We start from the raw sequence: 23,154 nt of genomic DNA, 5'->3' as shown, positions 1-23,154 counted from the left end.
TGTCTTGCGCGTCCTTCGTCTGTCGCTTTGCCCTTTGGGCGGGCTGCCGTTATGTGTCCATCCTGTCTAACGGATGGAACCATGGGGAGCAGGGTGATGTCGGCCGCAGCCGAAAGTGTGAATGTGCGTGACAAGCGGGTCGCATTCCAGTGGGACGATCCGTTCCGCCTAGAGGGGCAGCTCTCCGAGGACGAGCGGATGATCCGCGACACCGCGCACGCCTACGCGCAGGAAAAGCTGCTTCCGCGTGTGATGGAAGCCTTCCGCGAGGAAAAGACCGATCGGGCCATCTTCAACGAGATGGGCGAGCTCGGCCTGCTCGGCGTGACGGTGCCGGAGGAATATGGCGGCGTCGGCGCGGGCTACGTCTCCTATGGCCTCGTGGCGCGGGAGGTGGAGCGGGTCGATTCGGGCTACCGCTCGATGATGAGCGTCCAGTCCTCGCTGGTGATGTACCCCATCTATGCCTATGGCGACGAGGCGCAGCGGCAGAAGTGGCTGCCCAAGCTCGCGACCGGCGAATATGTCGGCTGCTTCGGCCTCACCGAGCCCGACGCCGGCTCCGACCCCGCCGGCATGAAGACCCGCGCGGTGAAGGTCGACGGCGGCTACAAGGTGTCCGGCGCCAAGACCTGGATCTCCAACTCGCCGATCGCCGACGTCTTCGTGGTATGGGCGAAGTCGGAGGCTCACAACGGGGCGATCCGCGGCTTCGTGCTCGAAAAGGGCATGAAGGGGCTCGACGCGCCCAAGATCGAGGGCAAGATCTCGCTGCGCGCCTCCGTCACCGGCATGATCATGATGGACGAGGTGTTCGTGCCGGAGGAGAACCTCCTGCCGAACGTCGCGGGCCTCAAGGGGCCGTTCGGCTGCCTCAATCGCGCCCGCTACGGCATCTCGTGGGGCGCGCTCGGGGCGGCGGAGTTCTGCTGGCACGCCGCGCGCCAGTACACGCTCGACCGCAAGCAGTTCGGCAAGCCGCTCGCCGCGACCCAGCTCGTGCAGAAAAAGCTCGCCGACATGCAGACCGAGATCGCCCTCGGCCTGCAGGGCTCGCTGCGCGTCGGCCGGCTCTTCGACGAGGGCGAGATGGCCCCGGAGATGATCTCCATCGTCAAGCGCAACAACTGCGGCAAGGCGCTCGACATCGCCCGCATGGCGCGCGATATGCACGGCGGCAACGGCATTTCCGAGGAATATCACGTGATCCGTCACATGGTGAACCTCGAGACGGTCAACACCTACGAGGGCACCCACGACGTGCACGCCCTCATCCTCGGCCGCGCGCAGACCGGGATTCAGGCGTTCTTCTGATCAGATCGAGCGACCGGCATCGACACAGCCCGCGGCAGGAAAGCCGCGGGCTTTTTTCTTGCGCGGCCCCGGACGGCACGGTTTGATGCACCCTTGAGCGTGCGTGATAGGGCGTTGATCATTGCCGAGTGAGATTTTTCATGGCCCTGCGATTTGTCCTCTTCGCGTGCGCGATCCTGGTGGCGACGCCCGGCAGCGCCGGCGCCTTTTCCATCTCGTTCGATTGGTCGGGGCTGAAGCTCTGCAACACCGGGCGGCCGAACAGGGTCGGGAGTCCCGCCTTTCGGGTGACGGGGCTCCCACCGGGGACCAAATCCGTCGTCTTCAAGCTCGTCGACCTCGACGTGCCCCGCTACAATCACGGCGGCGGCACGGTGACGATGACGCGCTCGGGAACCGTCCCGCCGGGCGCCTTCCGCTACCAAAGCCCATGTCCGCCGGGTGGGCGGCATACCTACGAATGGCGGGCGACGGCCAAAGCCGGGCCGAACGGGCGGGGCGCGACGCTCGGGACGACCAGCGCGCGGCGCCGCTATCCATGACGGGCGCCGGGGACGAAGCCGTTGTCGGCGACCGGATCGGGCTCGGCACCGTCGAAAACGAACGGCATTCGAGGGCGGCCGCCCGAACCCGATCGCCGCTGACGCGTTTTCGCACGGGGCGGCGTGCTCGCGGCGAAACGCTATTGTGCGGAGCGCTGCGGAGTGCGAGGAAGGTGGCGCAATAGTGGCGAGGGAGGCCACCCGCTGGGTCGGGACGAGAACCCCATGAATGTCATCGACATGCGCGATCTCGTGGTGGAGTACCACGCCGACGGCGTGATCCGTGCGGTCGATGGCGTGTCGTTGGCGGTCCCGTGCGGCAAGACCGTGGCCGTGGTGGGCGAATCGGGGTCGGGCAAGTCCACCGTGAGCCAGGCGGTGATGGGCCTCCTGCCGAGCGCCGCGCGCATCGCGAGCGGCAGCATCATCTTCACTGACCCGGCCACCGGCGAATCGGTGGATCTTGCCACCCTGCCGCGCGACGGCAAGGCGATGCGGGCGATCCGCGGCAACCGCATCGCCATGATCTTCCAGGAGCCGATGACGAGCCTGTCGCCGCTCCACACCATCGGCGATCAGATCGGCGAGGCGGGCCGGCTCCACCAGGGCATGGACGCGGCGCAAGCCCGCGAGGCGACGCGCGACATGCTGCGTCTCGTCCAGTTCCCCGATCCCGACCGGGCGCTCGGCAACTATCCGTTCGAGCTGTCCGGCGGGCTGCGCCAGCGCGCGATGATCGCCATGGCGATGATGTGCCGTCCCGCCCTTCTCATCGCCGACGAGCCGACGACGGCGCTCGACGTCACCATCCAGGCGGAAATCCTGAAGCTCCTGCGCGACGTGCAGGCCGAGCTCGGGATGAGCATCCTCCTCATCACCCACGACTTCGGCGTCGTCGCCAACATGGCCGACGAGGTGGTGGTGGTCTATCAGGGCAGGGTGATGGAGCGCGGGCCGTCGCGGGAGATCTTCAGCGCGCCGGAGCACCCCTATCTCAAGGCGCTGCTCAACGCCGTCCCCACCTTCGACATGCCGGAGCGGCTGGAGCCGATCCGCCCCATCACCCCCAAGCTCGACGCCTTCGGCGAACCTTGCGCAGTACCGCGCGGCACGCCGCTCCTCCAGGTCGACCGTCTCGAAAAGGTCTTCCATCTGAAGCAGGGCGGCTTCTTCAGCGCGGCGAAGACGCTGAAGGCGGTCGATCAGGTGTCGTTCGACGTCAACGCCGGCGAGTGCCTCGGCATCGTCGGCGAATCGGGATCCGGCAAGACCACCGTCGCGATGATGGTGCTGCGCGCCTTCCCGCCGTCCTCGGGCGCCGTGCGCATCCGTGAGGGCGACGCGTGGCGCGACATATCGACACTCGAGGGCGACGATCTCCTCGCCTACCGCCGCCGCGTGCAGCTCGTCTTCCAGGACCCGTTCTCCTCGCTCAATCCGCGCATGTCGATCAACGAGATCATCCGCGAGCCGCTGGTGATCCACGACGTCGGCACGGCGGAGAGCCGCGACCGCCACGTGCGCGACCTGATGGAGCTCGTCGGTCTCGACCCCAAGATGCTGCGGCGCTATCCGCACTCGCTGTCCGGGGGGCAGCGCCAGCGGGTGGGCATCGCGAGGGCGCTGGCGCTGAAGCCCGACATCCTCGTTTGCGACGAGCCCGTCTCCGCGCTCGACGTGTCGGTCCAGGCGCAGGTCCTGAACCTCCTGTCGGACCTCCAGCGCGACCTGAACCTCACCTACATCTTCGTCAGCCACAATCTGGCGGTGGTCGACTATCTCGCCACCCGCATCGCGGTGATGTGCAAGGGTCGCCTCGTCGAGCTCGGCGAGACGCGGGCGATCATCGACAACGCCCAGCACCCCTATACGAAGGCGCTGCTCGCCGCCGTGCCCGACGCCAATCTCGATCGGCCGCTCGACTTCTCTCTGCTGACGGCCGGACGTGCGTCGATTCCCGAGCTCTGGCCGGCGCCCTATACCTTGAAGCCTGGCGAGGCTCCGGTGATGGTGGAGCGCTATCCGGGCCACTTCGTCTGCGCGCCCGGCGAGGCGTCGGGTTTTGAGGAAGCTGCATGATGATCCGCGTGTTCGTTGCCTGTCTCGCTCTGTTGCTGCCGGCCGTCGCCTCGGCACAGCCGACGCTGGTGGAGATCCCGACCCTCGCCAACACCCACGAGGGGTTGCCCCCCATCGCCGAGCGCGTGCCCCAGGAGCCGCTGGTGGTGGACCTTGCCGCCACCGGGCGGACCGAGGGTAAGTACGGCGGCGAGATCAACACCCTCATCGGCCGCGCGAAGGACGTCCGGCTGATCAACGTGTGGGGCTACGCCCGCCTCGTCGGCTACGACGAGAACTACAATCTGAAGCCCGACATCCTGCGCGCCGTCGACGTGGAGGGGGGGCGCGTCTTCACCTTCCATCTGCGCCGCGGGCACAAATGGTCCGACGGCGAGCCGTTCACGGCCGAGGACTTCCGCTACTTCTTCGAGGACGTCGCCACCAACACCGAGCTGACGCCGACCCCGCCGCCCTACCTCCTCGCCGACGGCAAGCTGCCGAAGTTCGAGGTGATCGACGACGTCACCGTCCGCTACACCTGGGACGCGCCCAACCCGCAATTCCTGCCGACGCTGGCACTTGCCCGGCCGCCCTTCATCTACCGGCCGGCCCACTACCTGAAGCAATTCAATCCGAAGTACGGCGATGCCGACGCCATCGCGAAGATGGTCGACACGGCGCGCGTGCGCTCCTGGGCTCCGCTCCACAATCTGCGCGACGAGATGTACGACGCCACCAACCCGGACCTGCCGTCGCTGCAGCCTTGGGTGCCGACGGAGAGCGCCACCGACCGTCGCTTCGTGCTGGTGCGCAATCCCTATTTCCACCGCATCACCAGCGAGGGCCATCAGCTGCCCTTCATCGACCAGGTGATCATGTCGGTGGTGGACGGTAGCCTGATCCCCACCAAGGTGCAGGCGGGCGAGGCCGATCTTCAGTCGCGCGGCCTGGTATTCGGCGATCTGCCGGTGCTGAAGCGCGGCGAGACCAGCCGCAACTACGCGACGCGGCTGTGGCCGGAAGCCAACGCCTCGGCGATCGCGATCTACCCGAACCTCACGGTGGCCGATCCGGTGCTGCGCACGCTGTTCCGCGATCGCCGTTTTCGTGAGGCGCTGTCCCTTGCGGTCGACCGCGAGCTTCTCAACCGCGTGCTCTATTTCGGCCTCGGCCGGCCGTCGGCCAACACGGTGCTGCAGGAGAGCCCGCTCTACGTCTCCGGCAAGATGGACCCGCCCGCCTTCGACCTCGAGAAGGCCAACGCGCTGCTCGACGAGATCGGCCTCACCAAGCGCAATCGCGAAGGCGTGCGCCTCCTCAGCGACGGTCGTCCGCTGGAGCTGATCGCCGAGACCGCCGGCGAGAACCACATCGAGATCGATGCGCTGGAGCTCATCAAGGACGGGTGGAAGGAGATCGGCGTCGGCCTCTACGCGCGTCCCTCCCAGCGCGACGTGATGCGCAACCGCGCCTTCTCCGGCGAACTCGCGATCGCCGTGTCGGCGGGCTACGACAACGGCCTGCCGTCCGCCGACATGTCGCCGGACGAGCGCGTGCCCGTCTCCACCATCTTCTTCACCGGGCCGGCCTGGGGCGCCTATTCGATGAGCGGCGGCGAAAGCGGCGAGGAGCCGGACTACGAACCCGCCAAGCAGCTCATGAGCCTCTACGAGGATTGGCTCCACTCCGAGAGCGATGCCGACCGGGCAGCCGCCTGGGAAGGGATCCTGAAGCTCCACGCCGAGGAGGTTCTCACCATCGGAACCGTGGAGGGCGTGATCCAGCCCGTCGTCGTGAAGAACACGCTGAAGAACGTCCCCGAGAAGGCGGTCTACGGCTGGGACCCCGGGGCCCAGTTCGGCCTCTATCGCATGGACGAATTCTACTTCGACAACGCATCCTGACGGTCTGCAGGGGACATGCTCGCCTACATCCTTCGCCGCATCGCCGGCATGATCCCGACACTGTTCGTCATCTCGCTCCTAATCTTCCTCATCATCGAGCTGCCGCCCGGTGACTATCTGTCGAACCAGATCTCGCAGCTTCAGGCGCAGGGGGAGGCCGCGTCCGTCGCCAAGCTGGAGTTCCTGCGCCGCGAGTTCGCCCTCGACCGGCCCTTCATGGAGCGCTACGGCGTCTGGGTCGGGCTCTGGCCGGGGCCCAACGGCTTCGACGGGCTGCTGCAGGGCAACTGGGGCTGGTCGTTCGAATATTCCAAGCCCGTGGGGGAGGTGGTGTCGGGAACGCTGCTTCTCACCGTGATCCTGAACCTCGCGACGATCCTCTTCGTCTACATCGTCTCCTTCCCGATCGGCATCTACTCGGCGACGCGGCAATATTCCTGGGGAGACTATGGCTTCACGCTGCTCGGCTATTTCGGCCTCGCGGTGCCGAACTTTCTCCTCGGGCTCATCCTGCTCTTTCTGATGAACCAGTGGTTCGGCGTGTCGGTGGGGGGCCTCATGGCGCCGCGCTTCATCGACGAGCCGATGAGCTTCGGCAAGTTCCTGTCGATCGTCTCCCACCTCGTGGTGCCCACCGTCGTGATCGGCACGGCGGGGACGGCGGCGATGATCCGCCGCCTCCGGGCGAACCTTCTCGACGAGCTGCACCGGCAGTACGTCACCACCGCCCGGGCCAAGGGGCTGTCGGAGCGCCGTGTGGTGCTCAAGTACCCGCTCAGAATGGCGCTCAACCCGTTCATCGCCGACATCGGCAACCTCATCCCGTCGCTGGTGTCGGGCTCGGTGATCGTGTCGGTGGTGCTCAACCTTCCCACCGTGGGGCCGATTCTGCTGTCGGCGCTGCAGTCGCAGGATCAGTATCTTGCGGGCTTCATCCTGCTCTTCGTGGCGATGCTCACGCTGATCGGGATGCTGGTGTCCGATCTCCTCCTCGCGCTTCTCGATCCGCGCATCCGGCTCGGCAAGGGGGCGGCCGCCTGAGGCGGTCGGGGGTGCGATGAAGGAGATCACCCGCGTGGATCCCGCCCGCAACGCCGAGCTGGAGGCGCTGGAGCCGCTTCCGTCGCACTATGTCGACACGAGCCCGTTCGACCCCGGCGAGGCGGAGCGCCTCACCCCGGAGCAGGAGCGCTACTTCCAGGCCTCGCAGTGGCGCATCATCTGGTGGCGCTTCCGCCGCCACAAGCTGGCGCTCATCTCGGCGATCGTGCTCGTCTTCTTCTATCTCTGCGTGCCCTTCGCCGAGCCGATCGCGCCCTACGATCCCAACACGCGCGATTCGCACTTCCTCTACGCGCCGCCGCAGCCGATCCACCTCTTCCACGAGGGGAGCTTCGTCGGCCCGTTCGTCTACGCCATGACGTCGGAAGTGGACCTCGAAACGCTGCAATGGGTCTATAAGGCCGACACCTCCACCCCCCATCGGCTGCGCTTCCTGTGCCTTGGGGAGGAGTACACCTTCTGGGGGCTGGTGAAGAGCCGCTTCCACCTCGTCTGCCCGCCAAAGGGGAGCACGATGTTCCTCCTCGGCACCGACCGGCTCGGGCGCGACGTCCTCTCCGGCCTCGTCCACGGTGCGCGCATCTCGCTGACGGTGGGCCTCGTCGGCGTTGCGATCTCGATCATCCTCGGCATGTTCTTCGGCGGCATCGCCGGCTATCTCGGCGGTATCGTCGACAGCCTGATCATGCGCCTCATCGAGATCCTGCGCTCGCTGCCGGAGCTTCCGTTGTGGATGGCGCTGTCGGCGGCGCTGCCGGTCACCTGGTCGCCGCTGTGGATCTATTTCGGCATCACCATCATCCTCGGGCTGCTCGACTGGCCGGGCCTTGCCCGCGCGGTGCGCTCCAAGCTCCTGTCGCTGCGCGAGGAGGACTATGCGCGGGCCGCCGTGTTGATGGGCGCGCCGCCGGGGCGGATCATCCGCCGCCACCTCCTGCCCGGCTTCTCGAGCCACATCATCGCCTCGGCCACGCTGTCGATCCCCACGATGATCCTCGGCGAGACGGCGCTCTCCTTCCTCAATCTGGGACTGCAGCGGCCGGCGATCTCGTGGGGTGTTCTCCTCAACGAGGCGCAGAACATCACCGTCGTCACCATCTATCCGTGGCTGATGGCCCCCGTCATTCCCATCATCATCGTGGTCCTCGCCTTCAATTTCCTGGGTGACGGCCTGCGCGACGCGGCCGACCCATATAAGTCGTGACCGTTGCGCAGCCGACCCCGCCGGTGGTAGGCGAACGCGACCTTTGGAGCGACCTTCATGTCCGTTGATCTCGAAACGGTGCGCCGGGTGGCGCACCTCGCCCGCATCAAGGTGGGCGACGATGAGGCTGTCCGTCTGCAGGACGAGTTGAACGCCATCCTCGGCTTCGTCGAGCAACTCAACGAGGTGGACGTCGACGGCGTCGCGCCGATGACCGCCGCGGTCGACGCCTCGCTGCGCCGCCGTGTCGACGAGGTGACGGACGGCGGCAACCCCGAGCGCGTGCTCGCCAACGCACCCGCGGCCGACGACGGCTTCTTCGTCGTGCCGAAGGTGGTCGAATGAGCGCGCTCACCGACCTCACCATCGCCGAGGCGCGCGACAAGCTCGCCGCCAAGGAGATTCGCGCCACCGAGCTCACCGAGGCCTACCTCACGGCGATCGAGGCGTCCGACCTCAACGCCTTCATCACGGTCACGCCGGAGCGGGCGCACGAGATGGCCGAGGCGTCCGACACGCGGCTCGCCGCCGGGACGGGGAGGGCGCTCGAGGGCATCCCCCTCGGCATCAAGGATCTCTTCTGCACCGAGGGCGTGCGCACCACCGCCGGATCGAAGATCCTCGGCAACTTCACGCCCACCTACGAATCGACCGTCACCCAGAATCTGTGGGACGCCGGCGCCGTCCTCCTCGGCAAGCTCAATCTCGACGAGTTCGCCATGGGCTCCTCCAACGAGACGAGCGCCTTCGGCCCGGTGCTGAACCCCTGGGGCGAGAATCTCGTCCCGGGCGGCTCGTCCGGCGGCTCGGCGGCGGCGGTGGCGGCGCACCTTTGCGCCGGCGCGACAGGCACCGACACCGGCGGCTCGATCCGTCAGCCGGCGGCGCTGACGGCGACCGTCGGCATCAAGCCCACCTACGGGCGCTGCTCGCGCTGGGGTATCGTCGCCTTCGCCTCCTCGCTCGACCAGGCCGGTCCCATCGCCCGCACGGTGAAGGATGCAGCGATCCTCCTGCGTGAGATGGCCTCGCTGGATCTGAAGGATTCCACCTCCGTCGACCGCCCCGTGCCGGACTACGAGGCGGCGCTCGAGGGTGGGGTGAAGGGCAAGCGCATCGGCATCCCGAAGGAATATCGGGTCGACCCGATGCCGCCGGCCCTCGATGCCCTCTGGCAGCAGGGCATCGACTGGCTGAAGGACGCCGGCGCCGAGATCGTCCCCGTGTCGCTGCCCCACACGAAGTATGCGCTGGCGGCCTACTACATCGTCGCGCCGGCCGAGGCCTCGTCCAACCTCGCCCGCTACGACGGCGTGCGCTACGGCCTGCGCGTCGAGGGCGACGACATCATCGGCATGTACGAGGCGACGCGCGCGGCCGGCTTCGGCGACGAGGTGAAGCGCCGCATCCTGATCGGCACCTACGTCCTCTCGGCGGGCTACTACGACGCCTACTATCTGCGGGCCCAGAAGGTGCGCAGCCTCATCGCGCGCGACTTCAACCGCGCCTTCGAGAAGGACATCGACGCGCTCCTGACCCCCACCGCGCCGGGGCCGGCCTTCTCGATCGGCGGCAAGCCCGACCCGGTGGAGATGTACCTCAACGACGTCTTCACCGTGCCGGTGAACATGGCCGGGCTGCCGGGCATCTCGGTGCCGGCCGGGCTGTCGGAAACCGGGCTGCCGCTCGGTCTGCAGCTCATCGGCCGTCCATTCGAGGAGGACGGGTTGATGCCCATCGCCCGCGTGATCGAAGAGGCCGCCGGCCACTTCCAGCCGCCGGCCCGCTGAGGCCGGCGGAGAGGGGGAGGGAGTGACCCGCCGGGGCGCTCAGGACGCGGGCTTGGCGTTCTTCCACACCTCTTCGACCCGCGCGTCGCGGCCGCAGTTCCAGCGATAGTAGCGGTAGCGGAGCGGGTTCTTGAGATAGTAGTCCTGGTGGTAGTCCTCCGCCGGATAGAACGGGGTCGCGTCGACCACGGGCGTCACCACGGCACCCTTCAGCGCGTCGTTCGCCGCCGCCTTGGCGGCCTCCGCGGCGGCGCGCTGCTCCGGCCCGTCCACGAAGATCGCGGTGCGGTAGCTGTCGCCGCGGTCGCAGAACTGGCCGCCGGCGTCGGTCGGGTCGACGTGGTGGAAGAAGTAGTCGGCCAGCGCGCGGTAGCTCACCTTCGCCGGATCGTAGGTCACCTTCACCGCCTCGTAGTGGCCCGTGTCGCTATAGGCGACGTCCTTGTAGGTGGGGTTCGCGAGCCTCCCGCCGGTGAAGCCGGAGACGGTGTCGGTCACCCCGTCGACCTTGTCGAAGTCGGCCTCGACGCACCAGAAGCAGCCACCGGCGAAGACCGCGCTCCGCGTCTCGGCGGATGCCGGACCGGCGAGGGTGAGAGCGGCGAGGGCGAGAGTGGCCGCCGCCGCGGCGAGACTGGAGCGAAGACGTTGGGCCATGGGGCGATCTCCTTGTTCGCCGGGGATGATAGCGCTGCGGCGATCGGCACCAAGTCACGATAGGTTCACCTTCCCGGCACCCGCGACGGGCCTGCCTCGGCGGGACGGCCCCGTGCCGACCGTGCTATGCCACGCAACAACGACGGCACCCCGGTCGGTGCGGCGACGGAGCATCATGGACGATACCGACATCATCCTCTCGGTCGACGGTGTGGCAAAGACTTACGCCGATGGACCGAAGGCTCTCGACAGCGTCTCCCTCTCGATCCGGCGGGGCGAGATCCTCGCCCTCCTGGGTCCGAACGGCGCCGGCAAGACCACCCTCATCTCGATCATCTGCGGCCTCGTGAGCCCGTCCGCGGGATCGGTGATCGTGGATGGTCACGATATCGTCAGCGACTATCGCGCCGCCCGCGCCGCCATCGGCCTGGTGCCGCAGGAAGTGCAGCTCGAGCCGTTCGAGAAGGTGCTCGACGCCGCCCGCTTCTCCCGCGGCCTCTTCGGCAAGGCGCGTGACGACGCCTACCTTCAGCGGATGCTGACGGCGCTCTCCCTGTGGGACAAGCGCAGGAGCGAGGTGAAGGCGCTCTCGGGCGGCATGAAGCGGCGCGTGCTGATCGCCAAGGCGCTCGCCCACGAGCCGCGCATCCTCTTCCTCGACGAGCCCACCGCAGGCGTCGACGTGGAGCTCAGGAAGGACATGTGGGCGGTGGTGGAGGAGCTGCGGTCGAACGGCGTCACCATCATTCTCACGACCCACTACATCGAGGAGGCGGAGGCGATCGCCGACCGGGTGGGCATCATCAGCGGCGGTCGGCTGGTGCTCGTGGAGGAGAAGGGGTCGCTGATGCGCCGTCTCGGGCGGCGCGAGCTGGTCCTGACGCTCGGCGACGGCGAGGACCTGCCTCCCGCGCTCGCCCGTCACGGTCTCAGCCGATCGGCGGACGGGACCTTCGTCTACACCTTCACCGAGGAGGGGTCGCTTGCTGCGCTGTTGGCCGATCTTGCCGCCGCCGGCGTCACCGTGCGCGACCTCGAGACCCGGCGCCGCTCACTGGAGGACATCTTCGTGGAGCTGGTGAAGAACGGAGCGGACGCATGAACTGGCTGGCCGTCTGGACGATCTATCGCCACGAGATGATGCGGGCGCTGCGCACCATGCTCCAGTCGCTGATCTCGCCGGTGATCACAACCTCGCTCTATTTCGTGGTGTTCGGCACGGCGATCGGCTCGCGCATCGAGCAGGTGGAGGGGGTGAGCTACGCCACCTTCATCGTGCCGGGGCTCGTGATGCTCACGGTATTGGTCCAGGCGGTGAACAACGCCTCTTTCGGGATCTTCTTCCCGAAGTTCGTCGGCTCGATCTACGAGCTCCTGTCCGCACCGGTCTCCTATCTGGAGATCGTCATCGGCTTCGTCGGGGCGGCGGCGACCAAGTCGTTCATCGTCGGCTCGGTCATCCTCATCACCGCGAGCGTCTTCTTGGAGCTCCACGTGGCGCATCCGGTGATGATGTTCGTGATGCTCGCCGTGACGTGCGTGGTGTTCTCGCTGTTCGGCTTCATCATCGGCATCTGGGCGAGGAACTTCGAGCAGCTCCAGCTGGTGCCGCTCCTCATCATTACGCCGCTGGTGTTCCTCGGGGGCAGCTTCTATTCGATCTCGATGCTGCCGCCGGCCTGGCAGACGGTGACCTTCTTCAACCCGGTGGTCTACCTGATCTCCACCTACCGCTGGACCTTCTTCGGTGAGGCGGATGTCAGCCTTCCCTTCGCCCTCGCGATGATCGGCCTCTTCGCGGCGGTGTGCCTCACCGTCATCTGGCGCATGTTCCGCACCGGCTACCGCATACGCGCGTGAATGTGTCAAGCTAGTACCGAAGCAGTTTTTCCTTGTGAATAGTGTTCATGCTTGCTAAAATTAAAACTCAGTTAAATTTAGGTGTTTCTAATAGAGATCTCTCACGAGCTGGTTGCTATTGAGATTATAACAGTCAAATATTTTTAACGTATATAAAAAATGCAGCCCCAATAATAAAAGCCTATCAATCACAGAAATGTCGTGGAACGTGGCATTAATACTGGGCGAATTTACGCAAAACGCACATAATAGTGAATAATTATGCAAGAAATTCTAAAATCAATAATTTCTGCTGCTTCAGTTGGACTAGTGTTATACGGAATTGAGCTTTCCGGTTTTGGACAAGAAGGGAAAAGACCTGATGGATACAGGCAATTTCTTATAATCACATATATCGTTAGCGCACTTTTGTGGATTCTTGTGTATGTAGCTCTAACCTTTGTACGACATTCGTCTTGGTTTAGGCGATTATTTAATTCATCAGCGCTTCGTATGGAGGGTGTTTATTTTGAAGATTTTTATCAAGTTTCACAACGTTCATCCAAAACAACCACTGATCCTCTTACGGCAGAAACTGAAAATGATTCTGAGCTCGCTCGTGGATTTGCGATAGTCTCGATTAAATGGTCTAAACATACAGCGGAGCTGAAAATCGAAGGCGCCGCTTTTACGCCAAAAGGTATATTGCATGGACATTTTAATTCTGTAAACGTATCCAGGAATGAATTTGATTTAAATTACATATATTCAACTAATACCGCAGGAAGAAATATATATGGATATGGGTACTTTCGTTTTTTCGGCCCTCGGTCAAAAGCTGGCAAAATAAGTTATGATGGCGGATTAGGGCAATTCATCGACAATTCGGCTGAATTTAAGAAATTCGAACTTTCATTCCAGAAAATAGATAGCGATATCGTTTCTTACTTTGAAGATAAATATAAGTACATAGAATATTGTAAGGAAATTATCAGAGTATATAATAATTATCGCCACGAACAACTAAGCAATGAGATTGCTGAAGGTGCAAGGTCTATAGAGCAGATAGAATCGATAAATCGTATATTGAGAGATAAGGTTATTCCCACTGACAAATAATGAACTGCACCAGGTATGGGCGAATGTAGACCTGATTCGATTACAACAACACCCAAAATAAATATAGAAACCATTTCTATAGTGAGTTCGCGCAAACGTTATTTTGAATTCTTTATTGCGATTAAGTGGATAAGAGTTACGGGGTAGTTCTATATATTAGAATTTCTTTATATTAACGTATAGAGAGCGCTGTTGAGCTATAGAACAACGGTCACAACTCGTCGTCAAAAGCAATCGTGGACGGTGAAGTCAGGTGTTTGAAACGCACTTCACGCCACGCAGTGCGCCCACAACCTCATGGCAGTGATCATTTTCCGAGCGTCAGAGACATAAAGCCGCATAATTTAAATCTCCTCGGCCTTTCTCCGGCGCCGGGCGAAAAGGGCGACTCGGTGAGCCGCCCTCTATCTGCTCAGGCCGCGGTGTCGCGGGTGGGGATCCCGGCCCCGGCGAAGTGCTCCTGCAGCTCGCCGGCCTGGAACATCTCGCGGATGATGTCGCATCCGCCGATGAACTCGCCCTTCACGTAGAGCTGCGGGATCGTCGGCCAGTTGGAATAGTCCTTGATGCCGGAGCGGATGGCGTCGTCCTCGAGGACGTTCACGGCGCCATATTCCACGCCGAGATAGTCGAGGATCTGCACCACCTGGCCGGAAAAGCCGCACTGCGGAAAGTTCGGCGTGCCCTTCATGAAAAGGAGCACGTCGTTGGACTTCACGGCTTGGTCGATGGTCTCTTGCGCGTTGCTCATCATTGTTCCTCGCGGATATCTGCGGAACTTAAGCGTCCGGAGCGGCGGTTTGTAGGGCGAGGGCGTGCAATTCACCGCCCATGCGACCTTTGAGGGCGTCGTACACCAGTTTGTGCTGGGCGACGCGCGTCTTGCCTCGGAAGGATTCGGAGACGACGATGGCCGCATAGTGGTCGCCGTCGCCCGCGAGATCGCGGATCTCCACCCGGGCGTCCGGGATCGCATCCCGGATCAGACGCTCGATTTCGTGCTGGTCCATCGCCATGGCTAGCTCTCCGTGGATACCGTCAGGCGATCTGACGCGCCATGTAGGTCGGCATCCAGCCCTCGTGTGCTTCTTTCAGTTGGCGACACGATACACTGAAGCGGCCCGGAACGGTCAATTCCTCACCGCCCGTCACCCCGAGCGGGGCGATGCCTGCGCCGGCGTCGACCGCCATCGCGATGAGGGCGTCGGGCTCGCGCGTCGTGACGACGTAGCGGGCCTGGTCCTCGGCGAAGAGGAGAATGTGCAGCGGGTCCGGGATCTCGAGCAGGGCGCCGATGCCGGACGCCGCCGCCATTTCCGAAAGCGCCATCGCGAGGCCACCTGACGACACGTCGTGGCAGGCGGTGACAGTGCCGGCAAGGATCGCGGCGCGCACGAAGTCGCCATGCCGCTTCTCGCGCTCGAGGTCGACAGGCGGCGGCGGGCCGGGGCGGCGAGCCTTCGTCACGTCGAGATAGAGCGACTGGGCGATGTGCTCGCCATGGCCCCCTACCAGGAAGATGCGCTCGCCGGCCGCGGGGAAGGCGAGACCCACCCGCTGGTCGATGTCGGCGAGGCGGCCGACGCCGCCGATCGCGGGGGTCGGCAGGATCGCCTGCCCGTCGGTCTCGTTGTAGAGCGACACGTTGCCGGAGACGACGGGGAAGGCGAGGGCGCGGGCCGCCGCGCCGATCCCTTCGATGCAGCCCACGAACTGGCCCATGATCTCCGGCCGCATGGCGCTGCCGAAGTTGAGGTTGTCGGTGATCGCGAGCGGCTCGGCGCCCACCGCCGTCAGGTTGCGCCACGCCTCGGCGACGGCCTGCTTGCCGCCCTCCACCGGGTCGGCGAAGCAGTAGCGGGGGGAGACGTCCACCGTCATCGCGAGGGCGAGCGGCCCGGAGCCGATGCGCACCACCGCCGCGTCGCCTCCCGGCCCGGCGGCGATGTTGCCGGAGATCACGTGGTCGTACTGCTCCCACACCCAGCGGCGCGAGGAGCCGTTGGGGCTGCCGACGACCTTCAGGATGGTGGCGGCGATGTCCTCCGGCGGCTCCGAATCGGCGTTGGTGAGGGGCGGCGGCGCGGGCGGGGCCGAATGGGGGCGATGATAGACGGGTGCCTCGTCGCCGAGCTCCTTGATCGGAAGATCCGCCTCGACGCGCCCGTTGTGGCTGATCTTGAAGCGGAGGTCGTCGGTGGTCTCGCCGACGATCGCCGAATCGAGCGTCCACTTCCTGAAGATCGCCTGCGCCTCCTCCCAATGGTCGGGATCGAGCACCATCAGCATGCGCTCCTGGCTCTCCGACAGCATCATCTCGTAGGCGCTCATGCCCTCCTCGCGGCAGGGCACATGGTCGAGATTGAGGTGGATGCCGAGGTTACCCTTGGCGCCCATCTCGACCGCCGAGGAGGTGAGGCCGGCCGCGCCCATGTCCTGGATCGCGATGACGGCGCCGGTCTGCATCAGTTCCAGGCACGCTTCGAGGAGGCGCTTGCCGGCAAAGGGGTCGCCCACCTGCACGGTGGAGCGCTCGCTCTCGTCGTCGCTCTCGAAGGTGGCGGAGGCCATAGTGGCGCCGTGGATACCGTCGCGCCCGGTCTTCGACCCCAGATAGACGATGGGGCGACCGACACCCTTCGCCTCCGACAGGAAGATCGCGTCCTGGCGGGCGATGCCGACGGCCATCGCGTTGACGAGGCAGTTGCCGTCGTAGGAGGCGTCGAACTCCACCTCGCCGCCCACCGTCGGCACGCCGAAGGCGTTGCCGTAGCCGCCGATGCCGGCGACGGTACCGGCGAGGAGGTGGCGCGTCTTGGGGTGATCGGGCTTGCCGAAGCGCAGCGCGTTGAGGATCGCGATCGGCCGGGCGCCCATAGTGAAGACGTCGCGCAGGATGCCGCCGACGCCGGTGCCCGCCCCCTGATAGGGCTCGATGTAGGAGGGGTGGTTGTGGCTCTCCATCTTGAAGACGACGGCGAGCCCGTCGCCGATGTCGACGACGCCGGCGTTCTCGCCGGGGCCGTGGATGACGCGCTCACCGGTGGTGGGCAGCGTCTTCAGGTGCGGCCGCGACGACTTGTAGGAGCAGTGCTCGTTCCACATGGCCGAGACGATGCCGAGCTCCGTCAATGTGGGCGTACGGCCGATCAGCTCGCAGAAGCGGTCATATTCGTCGGACGTCAGCCCGTGGGAGCGGACGAGCTCCGGCGTGATCTCAGGTTCCATGGCCCCTCGCTCGAAGTTAGTGCGCGCATATGGGGGCTTGGGCACAACGTCAAGCTATGCGGTGTCGGTCGCGCAGGGCCGCGCCCGCCCACGCCGGGGCGAGACGGATCGCCGGCGCCGCCGATGGGGGCGCCGGCCGCCGCGCGGTCCTGCGAGCCGTGGCCTATTCGGGCGGCTGCTATTCCGCTTCGGCGGGGCCGCCGCCCGCCTTCTCGGCCGCTACCTGGCGGATGGCGTTGACGAGAACCTCGGCGGGTTGCGCCCCGCTCACCGCATATTTGCGCTCCAGGATGAAGCAGGGGACGCCTTGCACGCCGATCGCCTGGGCGTGCACCACGTCCGCCTCCGTCTCGGCGAGGTCGGCGTCGCTCGCGAGAAGGCGCGCCACCATCTCGCCGTCCATGCCCGCATCCTGCGCCGCGCTCACCAGCGTCTCGGGCTTGGTGAGGTCGGCACCCTCGATGAAATAGAGGTTGAAGAGGCGCTCCACCACGGCGTCCTGGACGCCCTCGATTCCGGCCCAGCGAATCAACCGGTGCGCGTCGAGCGTGTTGGGCGAGCGCGTGATCCTGTCGAAGGCGAAGGGGATCTCCTCCAGGTCCCCCGCCGCCTTCACGTTCTCGTAGAGCGAGGCCGCCCTTTCGACGCTGCCGAACTTCTCCGTCAGATATTGCTGGCGGTCCTTGCCTTCAGGGGGCAGCGTCGGGTCGAGCTGGAAGGGATGCCAGGAGACGGTGACGTCGACGTCCGCCGCCTCCTTCAGAGCCTTTTCGAGCCGTCGCTTGCCGATGAAGCACCAGGGGCACATGACGTCGGACACGACGTCGATGGTCAACGGCTCGAGCGCGCTCGCGTCGATATGGCCGAGGCTCATGGGTTCACCCACCATGTTTCGAGTTCAATGCCGGAAAGGCTCTGCCGCTCGGGTCGCCCGAGGCGGCGCGCCCGCGCCACCCACTGATCGGGGCTATGGTAAAGAGGTATGACATAGCTTCCCGACAGCAAGACCCGGTCGAGCGCGCGCACCGCGTCGACGAACGCGCCTCGGTCTTCGGCGGCGAGCATTTCGGCGATCATCGCGTCGATGGCGGGCTCCTTGGCGCCGGCATAGTTGAAGGAGCCCTCGACGTCGGCCGCGGCGCTCGACCAGCGGTGCAGCTGCTCGTTGCCGGGCGAGAGGGAGGCCGGCCAGAAGACGCGCGCCATGTCGAAGTCGAAGGCGAGCATGCGCTGGGTGTACTGACCGGAATCGACGTAGCGCACCCGCGCCTCGATCCCCACCGGGCGCAGCAGGCGTTGATAGGCGAGGGCGAGGCGCTCGTCCTCCCGCGTCGCCACCAGGATCTCGAAGCGGAACGGCTCGCCGGCGCCGTCGACGAGGCGGCCACCATCGATCCGCCAGCCGGCCTCGGCGAGGAGGCCGAGCGCCGCCCTCACATTCTTGCGATCGCGGCCCGATCCGTCCGAGGTCGGCGGCCGCCAGGTGCCCGCCATGATGGCGTCGTCGACGACCCCGCCGTAAGGGGCGAGCATCCGTGTCTCGGCTTCGCTCGCCGGGTGCCCCGTCGATTGCAGCTCCGAGCCGACGAAGAAGCTCGTGGTGCGTGTGTAGGCGCCATGAAAGAGCTGGGCGTTGATCCACGGGAAGTCGAACAGGAGGTTCATCGCCTGGCGCACCCGCTCGTCGTCGAAGGGCGGGCGGCGGGTGTTGAAGACGAAGGCGAACATGCCGCGCGGAATGCCGGTCGGCACGCTCTCGCGCACGATGCGGCCGTCGTAGACCGCCGGGAACGCGTAGCCGGAGACCCAACGCCCGGCATCACTCTCGAGGTAGGCGTCGATCTCGCCGGCCTTGAAGGCTTCGAACATCGTCGTCTCGTCGCGATAGAAGACGAAGCGAATCTCGTCGGCGTTGTAGCGTCCGGCGTTGAGGGGGTGGTCGTTGCCCCAGTAGTCGGGGTTGCGCTCGTAGGTCACGCTGCGTCCGCCTTCGACGTCGCCGATCACGTAGGGGCCGGTGCCCGGCGGCGGTGACAGCGTGGTGTGCGAAAAGGCCTCGGGGTCGGTGGCGTGCTTCGGCAGGATCGGCATCAGACCGAGGATCAGCGGCAGCTCGCGGTCGTCGGCGTTCGGAAAACGGAACACGACGGTGCGATCGTCGGGCGTCTCGATGTCCTCCACCTTGGAATAGTAGGTGCGGGCGTAGGGCCAGCCTTCCTTGCGCAGGAGCTCCAGCGAGAACACCACGTCCTCGGCCGTCACCGGCTCGCCGTCGGAAAAGCGCGCCTCGGGGTCGATGGTGAAGCGCACCCAGTCGCGCTCCGGCGGCACCTCCACATCCGAGGCGAGAAGCCCGTAGAGGGAGAAGGGCTCGTCGTAGTTGCGATCGAGGAGGCTCTCGTAGACGAGGTTGCCGTAGAGCGGATCGCGGGCGCCCGGGGCGCGCGTTCCGCGCGGGATCAACGGGTTGAGGCTGTCGAAGGAGCCCAGCGCGCCGAAGGTGATGCGGCCGCCTTGGGGCGCGTCGGGGTTCGCGTAGGGGAGGGGGTCGCCCTCGGAAAGGGCGGGCCGACCGTGCATGGCGATGCCATCCGCCGCATAGGCCGGCAGCATCGACCATGCGAGCGTGAGGGCAACGACGACGAGGCGGGCAAGCCGGTGCGGAATGGCAAGGCGGGGCGTCGGATCGATCACGGCGCACCTTTCTGTTTCACAATGGCACAGTGTTTTTTCGCCGTCTCGGGGCACGGCGTTCTAGCCAATTTGCTCCACGCGGTCTAAGCGTTCGGTGAATGGCGGGGCGCGACCCGCTGCAACGATCTCTTTGAGTACGGGGGAATTGACCATGCGTCTGGTTCAACTGATGGCCATGATGGCGATCGCGACCGCCGCGGCCTTGCCGACGGCACCGGCGTCGGCTCAGGACGACAACGCCTGGGTGAAGATCTGCAACACGGACCCGAAGGCAAACAAGCAGCTTTGCCTGATCACGCAGGAGCTGCGGACCGACTCCGGCCAGTTCCTGGCGTCGGTGGCGATCCGGGAGACCCCCGGCGAGGCGCGCAAGAGCCTGCTGGTGTCGGTGCCCGTGGGGATGCTGATCCAGCCCGGCGTCCAGTTGCAGATCGACGGCAGCAAGGCCGAACAGGCGCGCTACTCGATCTGTTTCCCGAATGCCTGCTATGCCGAGCTCGCCATCGATGCGGGCTTCGTCACCCGCCTGAAGGCGGGCGGCAAGCTGCAGCTCACGACGGTCAACCAGCAGGCCAAGCCCGTGCGGTTCGACCTCACCCTGATCGGCTTCACCTCCGCCTACGACGGGGAAGGCATCAACCCGCAGGAGCTGCAGCAGAAGCAGGCGGACCTTCAGCGTCAGCTCGAGGACAAGGCGCAGAAGATGCGCGACCGTCTCGTCGCCGAACAGCGCAAGGCGGTGGAAGAGTCGAGCCAGTAAGGCCGTTCGAGCGGCGGCGCGCGACCGCCGCTCCTCTTCTTTCGGGGTCCTCGCGGGTCTTTCGGGAGCCTTGCGGAGACCGTCGATGTCGACAAAAAAGCGCCGGAGCCACGCTCCGACGCTTTTTTCGTTTCTGTCGGTCGGTCGCGGGTGCGGCTTCAGTGGAAGTTGCTGCTGCGGGCGCAGTAGGCGCCGTCGCGGCGCTCGAACATGTCGCTCACCTGGGGGTGACGCACCGGCTCGCCCGTGTCGTCGGGCAGGAGATTCTGCTCCGACACGTAGGCGATGTACTCGGTCTCGTCGTTCTCGGCGAACAGGTGATAGAAGGGCTGGTCGCGGCGGGGCCGAATGTCCTCGGGGATCGCCTCCCACCACTCCTCGGTATTGGAGAAGGTGGGGTCCACGTCGAAGATAACACCGCGGAAGCTGAAGACGCGGTGGCGCACCACCTGCCCGAGCTGAAATTTCGCAGTCTTGATTTTCTTCATGAGTGCTACCCAACGCGCGGCCGCACGGCGACCTTAACATGGAACTGAGATGGCGCTGCATGCGCCGGCCGACCCCGGACTGCCATCACTGAGCCGCTGCAACCCCGGTGCCACGTGGCTGCCGCGTCCTCCGCAAAACCGATCCGGTACACTGTCTGACCCTCATAATGTGGTTCACCCATGACCGGTTCAGCTCCATGGTCAGCTTCGCACAAGGCGCGGCTGCTAAAGATCATACGGTTACTTGTGGCGTGGTACGGGCGCAAGTCTCCTCAGGGGTCAACCGTTATTCATCGTGAACGTGCCGCCCGCTCCGGTTCCGGCGCGGATTGCGCGGGGAGGGGGCCGGGAGGCGCCACCACCTCGGCGTGATCCGGTGCGGTGTCGGAAGACGCGGCCGCCTCGTCCGGCTCGGCGGTCGCCACCGTGAGCTCTCGCCGGCGGGAGCGGGCCCACTTGCGGTGCGTCCACATCCACTGCTCCGGGGCCTCGCGGATCCACCGCTCGTAGACATCGTGCAGCGCCTGCGTCGCCTCCGCGATGTCGCGCTCCCGATCGTCGGTCTGCTTCACCGGAACGTGAGCGAGCACGCCGCGGAAATGCACCCCATGGGTGCGGATCACCGCGCCCGCGATGATCGGTCGCCCCGTCGCCCGCGCCAGCATCGCCGGCAGCGGCGTCGCGAAGGCGGGCTGGCCGAAGAAGGTCACGCCCACGCCGCGCATCTCGCGGAAGTCGGCGACGAGGCCGATCCCCGCCCCCTGCCGCACGAGGTTGACGAGGGTGTGCCCCACCTTCGGCCCCTTGGCGAAGAGGCCGGCGGGGTAGGCGCTCGCTCGCAGCGATTTCAGATAGCGTTCCACATAGGGGTTGTGCAGCGGCTGGTAGACGCCGGCGAGCTGCAGACCCGCCGCCCGCGGCATCACCCCGCCGATCTCCCAGTTTCCGAGATGCACGGCGGCGTTGATCGCCCCGTCGCGGCAGAGTTCGCGGAAATGGTCGAAGTCGGGCGGCAGGCTGACGCGGCGCGTATCGGCCATGATCTTGTCGATCTGAAACGACTCCCCGGCGACGCGGCCGAGGTGCACCCACATCCGCCGGGCGATGGAGCGCCGCTCCGCCTCCTCTAGCTCGGGGAGGGCGAAGCGCAGATGCTCCAGCGCCCGCGCATGGCGCGCGGTGAGCGGCATCACCAGCCCCATGATCGCCCCCATCAGCCCGGACGCCATCTCGACGGGAATGTGGCGCAAGCCGAAGCCCACCACGCGCACCAGGACATATTCCAGACGATAGCGCAGCCCCAGGAGGGTGCGCTCGAAGCCCCGCTTCGCATGGCGGCGTTTCGGCGGGGCGCTGTTGGCGGACTGGGTGGGCACGCGGAACTCCTATTGCGGCCGGTAGATGGCATCGCGTGCGGGTCGGGTAAAGCCTCGGCCATGCCCGCGAGCCCGGCGCCGCCCGAAGGCGCGCCGAAGCCTTTACCGGGGGCCTCGCCGATGCTCTAACGCTCCCCGCCCGATCCTCCCCCTTGGAGCCGATTTTTCATGCGCGAGGTGCTCTCGCTCACCGTGCCCTTCTTCGGGCTGATCTTCCTCGGCTTCGTCGCGGGACGGATCGTGCGCCGACCGGCGAGCGGCCTCGAGTGGCTGAACATCTTCATCCTCTATCTCGCCCTGCCGGCGCTGTTCTTCCAGCTGCTCGCCGAGACCCCGTTCGAGGAGCTCTCCAACATCGCCTTCATCGTCGCCGTGGTGGTGACGACGCTGACGATCTTCGTCGCCGGCTTCCTCATCGCTCTGGTCCGTACCGGGCGGGACGTGGAGCTTGCCACCCTCCACGCCCTCGCCGGCTCCTACTCCAACAACGGCTATCTCGGGCCGGGTCTCGCGATCACCGCCCTCGGCGCGCCGGCAGCGGTTCCGGTGGCGCTCATCTTCGCGTTCGAGAACACCATGTTCTTCATCCTCACGCCGGTGCTGATGGCGATCGGCGGGGCGAAGACGGGCACGCCGATGGTGACGGCGTGGCGCATCCTGGTGCGCATCTTCACCCATCCGTTCATTCTGGCGACCATCGCCGGAGCGCTCGCGGCGGCCTTCGCCTGGGAGCCGCCGGTGATGGTCGACCGTCTCCTCACCATGCTGCGCGGGGCGGCGGCGCCCTGCGCGCTCTTCGCCATGGGCGTGACCGTCGCCCTCCAGCGGCCGCCGACGCGCGAGGTGGTGGGCGACCTGACGCTCTTCCTCTCGTTCAAGCTGCTGCTCCACCCGATGCTCGCCTTCGTCTTGGTGGGGATGGTGCATGCCGACCCGCTGTGGCGCACGACGGCGGTGCTGATGGCGGCGCTGCCCCCGGCGACCAACGTGTTCGTGCTCGCCACCCAATATGGCCGCTTCGTGGAGGGGGCCTCCAACGTGGTGCTCGTCGGCACGGCGGTGTCGGCCGTCACCGTCACCGCGATCCTCTACGCGATCAGCAGCGGGCTCCTCTAG

The 23,154-nt window shown here is 65.7% G+C and carries 21 protein-coding genes; 13 read left to right on the top strand and 8 right to left on the bottom strand.

All coding sequences use genetic code 11. From position 1 onward, the window contains the following. The first annotated feature begins 96 nt into the window (after positions 1–96). The 8 genes from JCR33_RS03565 (at position 97) to gatA (ending at position 9,877) form a co-directional block, all read left to right on the top strand. Positions 97–1,314 carry an acyl-CoA dehydrogenase gene (locus JCR33_RS03565; RefSeq protein ID WP_198880651.1) on the top strand — a complete coding sequence of 406 codons (1,218 nt, stop codon included), beginning with the start codon at positions 97–99 and terminating at the stop codon, positions 1,312–1,314. Positions 1,315–1,454: 140 nt separating this feature from the next. Further along, the gene (locus JCR33_RS03560; protein WP_198880650.1) at positions 1,455–1,856 is read left to right on the top strand and encodes a YbhB/YbcL family Raf kinase inhibitor-like protein; all 402 of its coding nucleotides are present in this window, start codon (positions 1,455–1,457) and stop codon (positions 1,854–1,856) included. Between the two features lie 225 nt (positions 1,857–2,081). Further along, a complete protein-coding gene (locus JCR33_RS03555; protein ID WP_198880649.1) occupies positions 2,082–3,935 on the top strand; it encodes an ABC transporter ATP-binding protein in 1,854 nt (617 codons plus the stop codon). Continuing rightward, on the top strand, positions 3,932–5,821 hold the full coding sequence (locus JCR33_RS03550) for an ABC transporter substrate-binding protein (protein ID WP_198880648.1): 1,890 nt from the start codon (positions 3,932–3,934) through the stop codon (positions 5,819–5,821). The genes JCR33_RS03555 and JCR33_RS03550 overlap by 4 nt, the downstream gene beginning before the upstream one ends. A 15-nt stretch (positions 5,822–5,836) precedes the next feature. After that, entirely contained in the window at positions 5,837–6,862 is a 1,026-nt protein-coding gene (locus JCR33_RS03545; RefSeq protein ID WP_198880647.1) for an ABC transporter permease, read from the top strand. A 16-nt stretch (positions 6,863–6,878) separates the two neighbouring features. Beyond that, complete coding sequence (locus JCR33_RS03540; RefSeq protein ID WP_198880646.1) at positions 6,879–8,087, top strand: ABC transporter permease; 1,209 nt, start codon at positions 6,879–6,881, stop codon at positions 8,085–8,087. A gap of 57 nt (positions 8,088–8,144) precedes the next feature. Further along, a complete protein-coding gene (gene gatC, locus JCR33_RS03535) occupies positions 8,145–8,432 on the top strand; it encodes an Asp-tRNA(Asn)/Glu-tRNA(Gln) amidotransferase subunit GatC (RefSeq protein ID WP_198880645.1) in 288 nt (95 codons plus the stop codon). Beyond that, positions 8,429–9,877 (top strand): Asp-tRNA(Asn)/Glu-tRNA(Gln) amidotransferase subunit GatA, encoded by a 1,449-nt coding sequence (gene gatA, locus JCR33_RS03530; RefSeq protein ID WP_198880644.1) that lies wholly within the window; start codon positions 8,429–8,431, stop codon positions 9,875–9,877. Before gatC ends, gatA begins: the two co-directional genes overlap by 4 nt. A gap of 39 nt (positions 9,878–9,916) precedes the next feature. Here the strand turns inward: gatA and msrA are convergent, their stop codons facing one another. Next, a complete protein-coding gene (gene msrA / locus JCR33_RS03525) occupies positions 9,917–10,534 on the bottom strand; it encodes a peptide-methionine (S)-S-oxide reductase MsrA (RefSeq protein WP_198880643.1) in 618 nt (205 codons plus the stop codon). A gap of 175 nt (positions 10,535–10,709) precedes the next feature. Here msrA and JCR33_RS03520 point away from each other — a divergent pair, with 175 nt between their 5' ends. From JCR33_RS03520 to JCR33_RS03510, 3 genes are all read left to right on the top strand, one after another. Next, positions 10,710–11,636, top strand: a complete 927-nt coding sequence (locus tag JCR33_RS03520; RefSeq protein WP_198880642.1) for an ABC transporter ATP-binding protein — start codon at positions 10,710–10,712, stop codon at positions 11,634–11,636. After that, on the top strand, positions 11,633–12,394 hold the full coding sequence (locus tag JCR33_RS03515; RefSeq protein WP_198880641.1) for an ABC transporter permease: 762 nt from the start codon (positions 11,633–11,635) through the stop codon (positions 12,392–12,394). The genes JCR33_RS03520 and JCR33_RS03515 overlap by 4 nt, the downstream gene beginning before the upstream one ends. Positions 12,395–12,655: 261 nt before the next feature. Beyond that, positions 12,656–13,492, top strand: coding sequence for a hypothetical protein (locus tag JCR33_RS03510; protein ID WP_198880640.1), 837 nt, complete (start codon positions 12,656–12,658; stop codon positions 13,490–13,492). Between the two features lie 412 nt (positions 13,493–13,904). Here the strand turns inward: JCR33_RS03510 and grxD are convergent, their stop codons facing one another. From grxD to JCR33_RS03485, 5 genes are all read right to left on the bottom strand, one after another. Continuing rightward, positions 13,905–14,243 carry a Grx4 family monothiol glutaredoxin gene (grxD, locus tag JCR33_RS03505; protein WP_211110047.1) on the bottom strand — a complete coding sequence of 113 codons (339 nt, stop codon included), beginning with the start codon at positions 14,241–14,243 and terminating at the stop codon, positions 13,905–13,907. A gap of 28 nt (positions 14,244–14,271) precedes the next feature. Continuing rightward, on the bottom strand, positions 14,272–14,508 hold the full coding sequence (locus JCR33_RS03500) for a BolA family protein (protein WP_198880638.1): 237 nt from the start codon (positions 14,506–14,508) through the stop codon (positions 14,272–14,274). A gap of 22 nt (positions 14,509–14,530) precedes the next feature. Then, the gene (gene purL, locus JCR33_RS03495; protein WP_198880637.1) at positions 14,531–16,720 is read right to left on the bottom strand and encodes a phosphoribosylformylglycinamidine synthase subunit PurL; all 2,190 of its coding nucleotides are present in this window, start codon (positions 16,718–16,720) and stop codon (positions 14,531–14,533) included. Between the two features lie 178 nt (positions 16,721–16,898). Then, positions 16,899–17,594, bottom strand: coding sequence for a DsbA family oxidoreductase (locus tag JCR33_RS03490; RefSeq protein WP_198880636.1), 696 nt, complete (start codon positions 17,592–17,594; stop codon positions 16,899–16,901). Beyond that, a complete protein-coding gene (locus tag JCR33_RS03485; RefSeq protein WP_198880635.1) occupies positions 17,591–19,414 on the bottom strand; it encodes an extracellular solute-binding protein in 1,824 nt (607 codons plus the stop codon). The genes JCR33_RS03490 and JCR33_RS03485 overlap by 4 nt, the downstream gene beginning before the upstream one ends. Positions 19,415–19,565: 151 nt before the next feature. On the opposite strand from JCR33_RS03485, the gene JCR33_RS03480 reads away from it, so the two are divergent. Then, complete coding sequence (locus tag JCR33_RS03480; RefSeq protein WP_232372222.1) at positions 19,566–20,174, top strand: invasion associated locus B family protein; 609 nt, start codon at positions 19,566–19,568, stop codon at positions 20,172–20,174. 158 nt (positions 20,175–20,332) lie between these two features. On the opposite strand, the gene hspQ is transcribed toward JCR33_RS03480, so the two are convergent. Both hspQ and JCR33_RS03470 read right to left on the bottom strand, forming a co-directional pair. Continuing rightward, the gene (hspQ, locus tag JCR33_RS03475; protein ID WP_198880634.1) at positions 20,333–20,662 is read right to left on the bottom strand and encodes a heat shock protein HspQ; all 330 of its coding nucleotides are present in this window, start codon (positions 20,660–20,662) and stop codon (positions 20,333–20,335) included. 290 nt (positions 20,663–20,952) lie between these two features. Then, positions 20,953–22,038: a lysophospholipid acyltransferase family protein gene (locus JCR33_RS03470; protein WP_198880633.1), complete on the bottom strand. Its 1,086-nt coding sequence runs from the start codon at positions 22,036–22,038 to the stop codon at positions 20,953–20,955. A 168-nt stretch (positions 22,039–22,206) separates the two neighbouring features. Between JCR33_RS03470 and JCR33_RS03465 the strand changes: the two genes are divergently transcribed. Continuing rightward, positions 22,207–23,154, top strand: coding sequence for an AEC family transporter (locus tag JCR33_RS03465; protein WP_198880632.1), 948 nt, complete (start codon positions 22,207–22,209; stop codon positions 23,152–23,154).

Source organism: Acuticoccus mangrovi (assembly GCF_016411865.1).
Classification (GTDB): Bacteria; Pseudomonadota; Alphaproteobacteria; order Rhizobiales; family Amorphaceae; genus Acuticoccus; species Acuticoccus mangrovi.
Note: the sequence above shows the minus strand (reverse complement) of the source record. Positions and strands in the feature narration are given on the sequence as shown.

Bases quoted from the DNA above. Each gene is read 5' to 3' on its own strand.
- JCR33_RS03565 (WP_198880651.1), top strand. From the start codon at position 97: ATGTCGGCCGCAGCCGAAAGTGTGAATGTGCGTGACAAGCGGGTCGCA.
- JCR33_RS03560 (WP_198880650.1), top strand. From the start codon at position 1,455: ATGGCCCTGCGATTTGTCCTCTTCGCGTGCGCGATCCTGGTGGCGACG.
- JCR33_RS03555 (WP_198880649.1), top strand. From the start codon at position 2,082: ATGAATGTCATCGACATGCGCGATCTCGTGGTGGAGTACCACGCCGAC.
- JCR33_RS03550 (WP_198880648.1), top strand. From the start codon at position 3,932: ATGATGATCCGCGTGTTCGTTGCCTGTCTCGCTCTGTTGCTGCCGGCC.
- JCR33_RS03545 (WP_198880647.1), top strand. From the start codon at position 5,837: ATGCTCGCCTACATCCTTCGCCGCATCGCCGGCATGATCCCGACACTG.
- JCR33_RS03540 (WP_198880646.1), top strand. From the start codon at position 6,879: ATGAAGGAGATCACCCGCGTGGATCCCGCCCGCAACGCCGAGCTGGAG.
- gatC (WP_198880645.1), top strand. From the start codon at position 8,145: ATGTCCGTTGATCTCGAAACGGTGCGCCGGGTGGCGCACCTCGCCCGC.
- gatA (WP_198880644.1), top strand. From the start codon at position 8,429: ATGAGCGCGCTCACCGACCTCACCATCGCCGAGGCGCGCGACAAGCTC.
- msrA (WP_198880643.1), bottom strand. From the start codon at position 10,534: ATGGCCCAACGTCTTCGCTCCAGTCTCGCCGCGGCGGCGGCCACTCTC.
- JCR33_RS03520 (WP_198880642.1), top strand. From the start codon at position 10,710: ATGGACGATACCGACATCATCCTCTCGGTCGACGGTGTGGCAAAGACT.
- JCR33_RS03515 (WP_198880641.1), top strand. From the start codon at position 11,633: ATGAACTGGCTGGCCGTCTGGACGATCTATCGCCACGAGATGATGCGG.
- JCR33_RS03510 (WP_198880640.1), top strand. From the start codon at position 12,656: ATGCAAGAAATTCTAAAATCAATAATTTCTGCTGCTTCAGTTGGACTA.
- grxD (WP_211110047.1), bottom strand. From the start codon at position 14,243: ATGAGCAACGCGCAAGAGACCATCGACCAAGCCGTGAAGTCCAACGAC.
- JCR33_RS03500 (WP_198880638.1), bottom strand. From the start codon at position 14,508: ATGGCGATGGACCAGCACGAAATCGAGCGTCTGATCCGGGATGCGATC.
- purL (WP_198880637.1), bottom strand. From the start codon at position 16,720: ATGGAACCTGAGATCACGCCGGAGCTCGTCCGCTCCCACGGGCTGACG.
- JCR33_RS03490 (WP_198880636.1), bottom strand. From the start codon at position 17,594: ATGAGCCTCGGCCATATCGACGCGAGCGCGCTCGAGCCGTTGACCATC.
- JCR33_RS03480 (WP_232372222.1), top strand. From the start codon at position 19,566: ATGCGTCTGGTTCAACTGATGGCCATGATGGCGATCGCGACCGCCGCG.
- hspQ (WP_198880634.1), bottom strand. From the start codon at position 20,662: ATGAAGAAAATCAAGACTGCGAAATTTCAGCTCGGGCAGGTGGTGCGC.
- JCR33_RS03465 (WP_198880632.1), top strand. From the start codon at position 22,207: ATGCGCGAGGTGCTCTCGCTCACCGTGCCCTTCTTCGGGCTGATCTTC.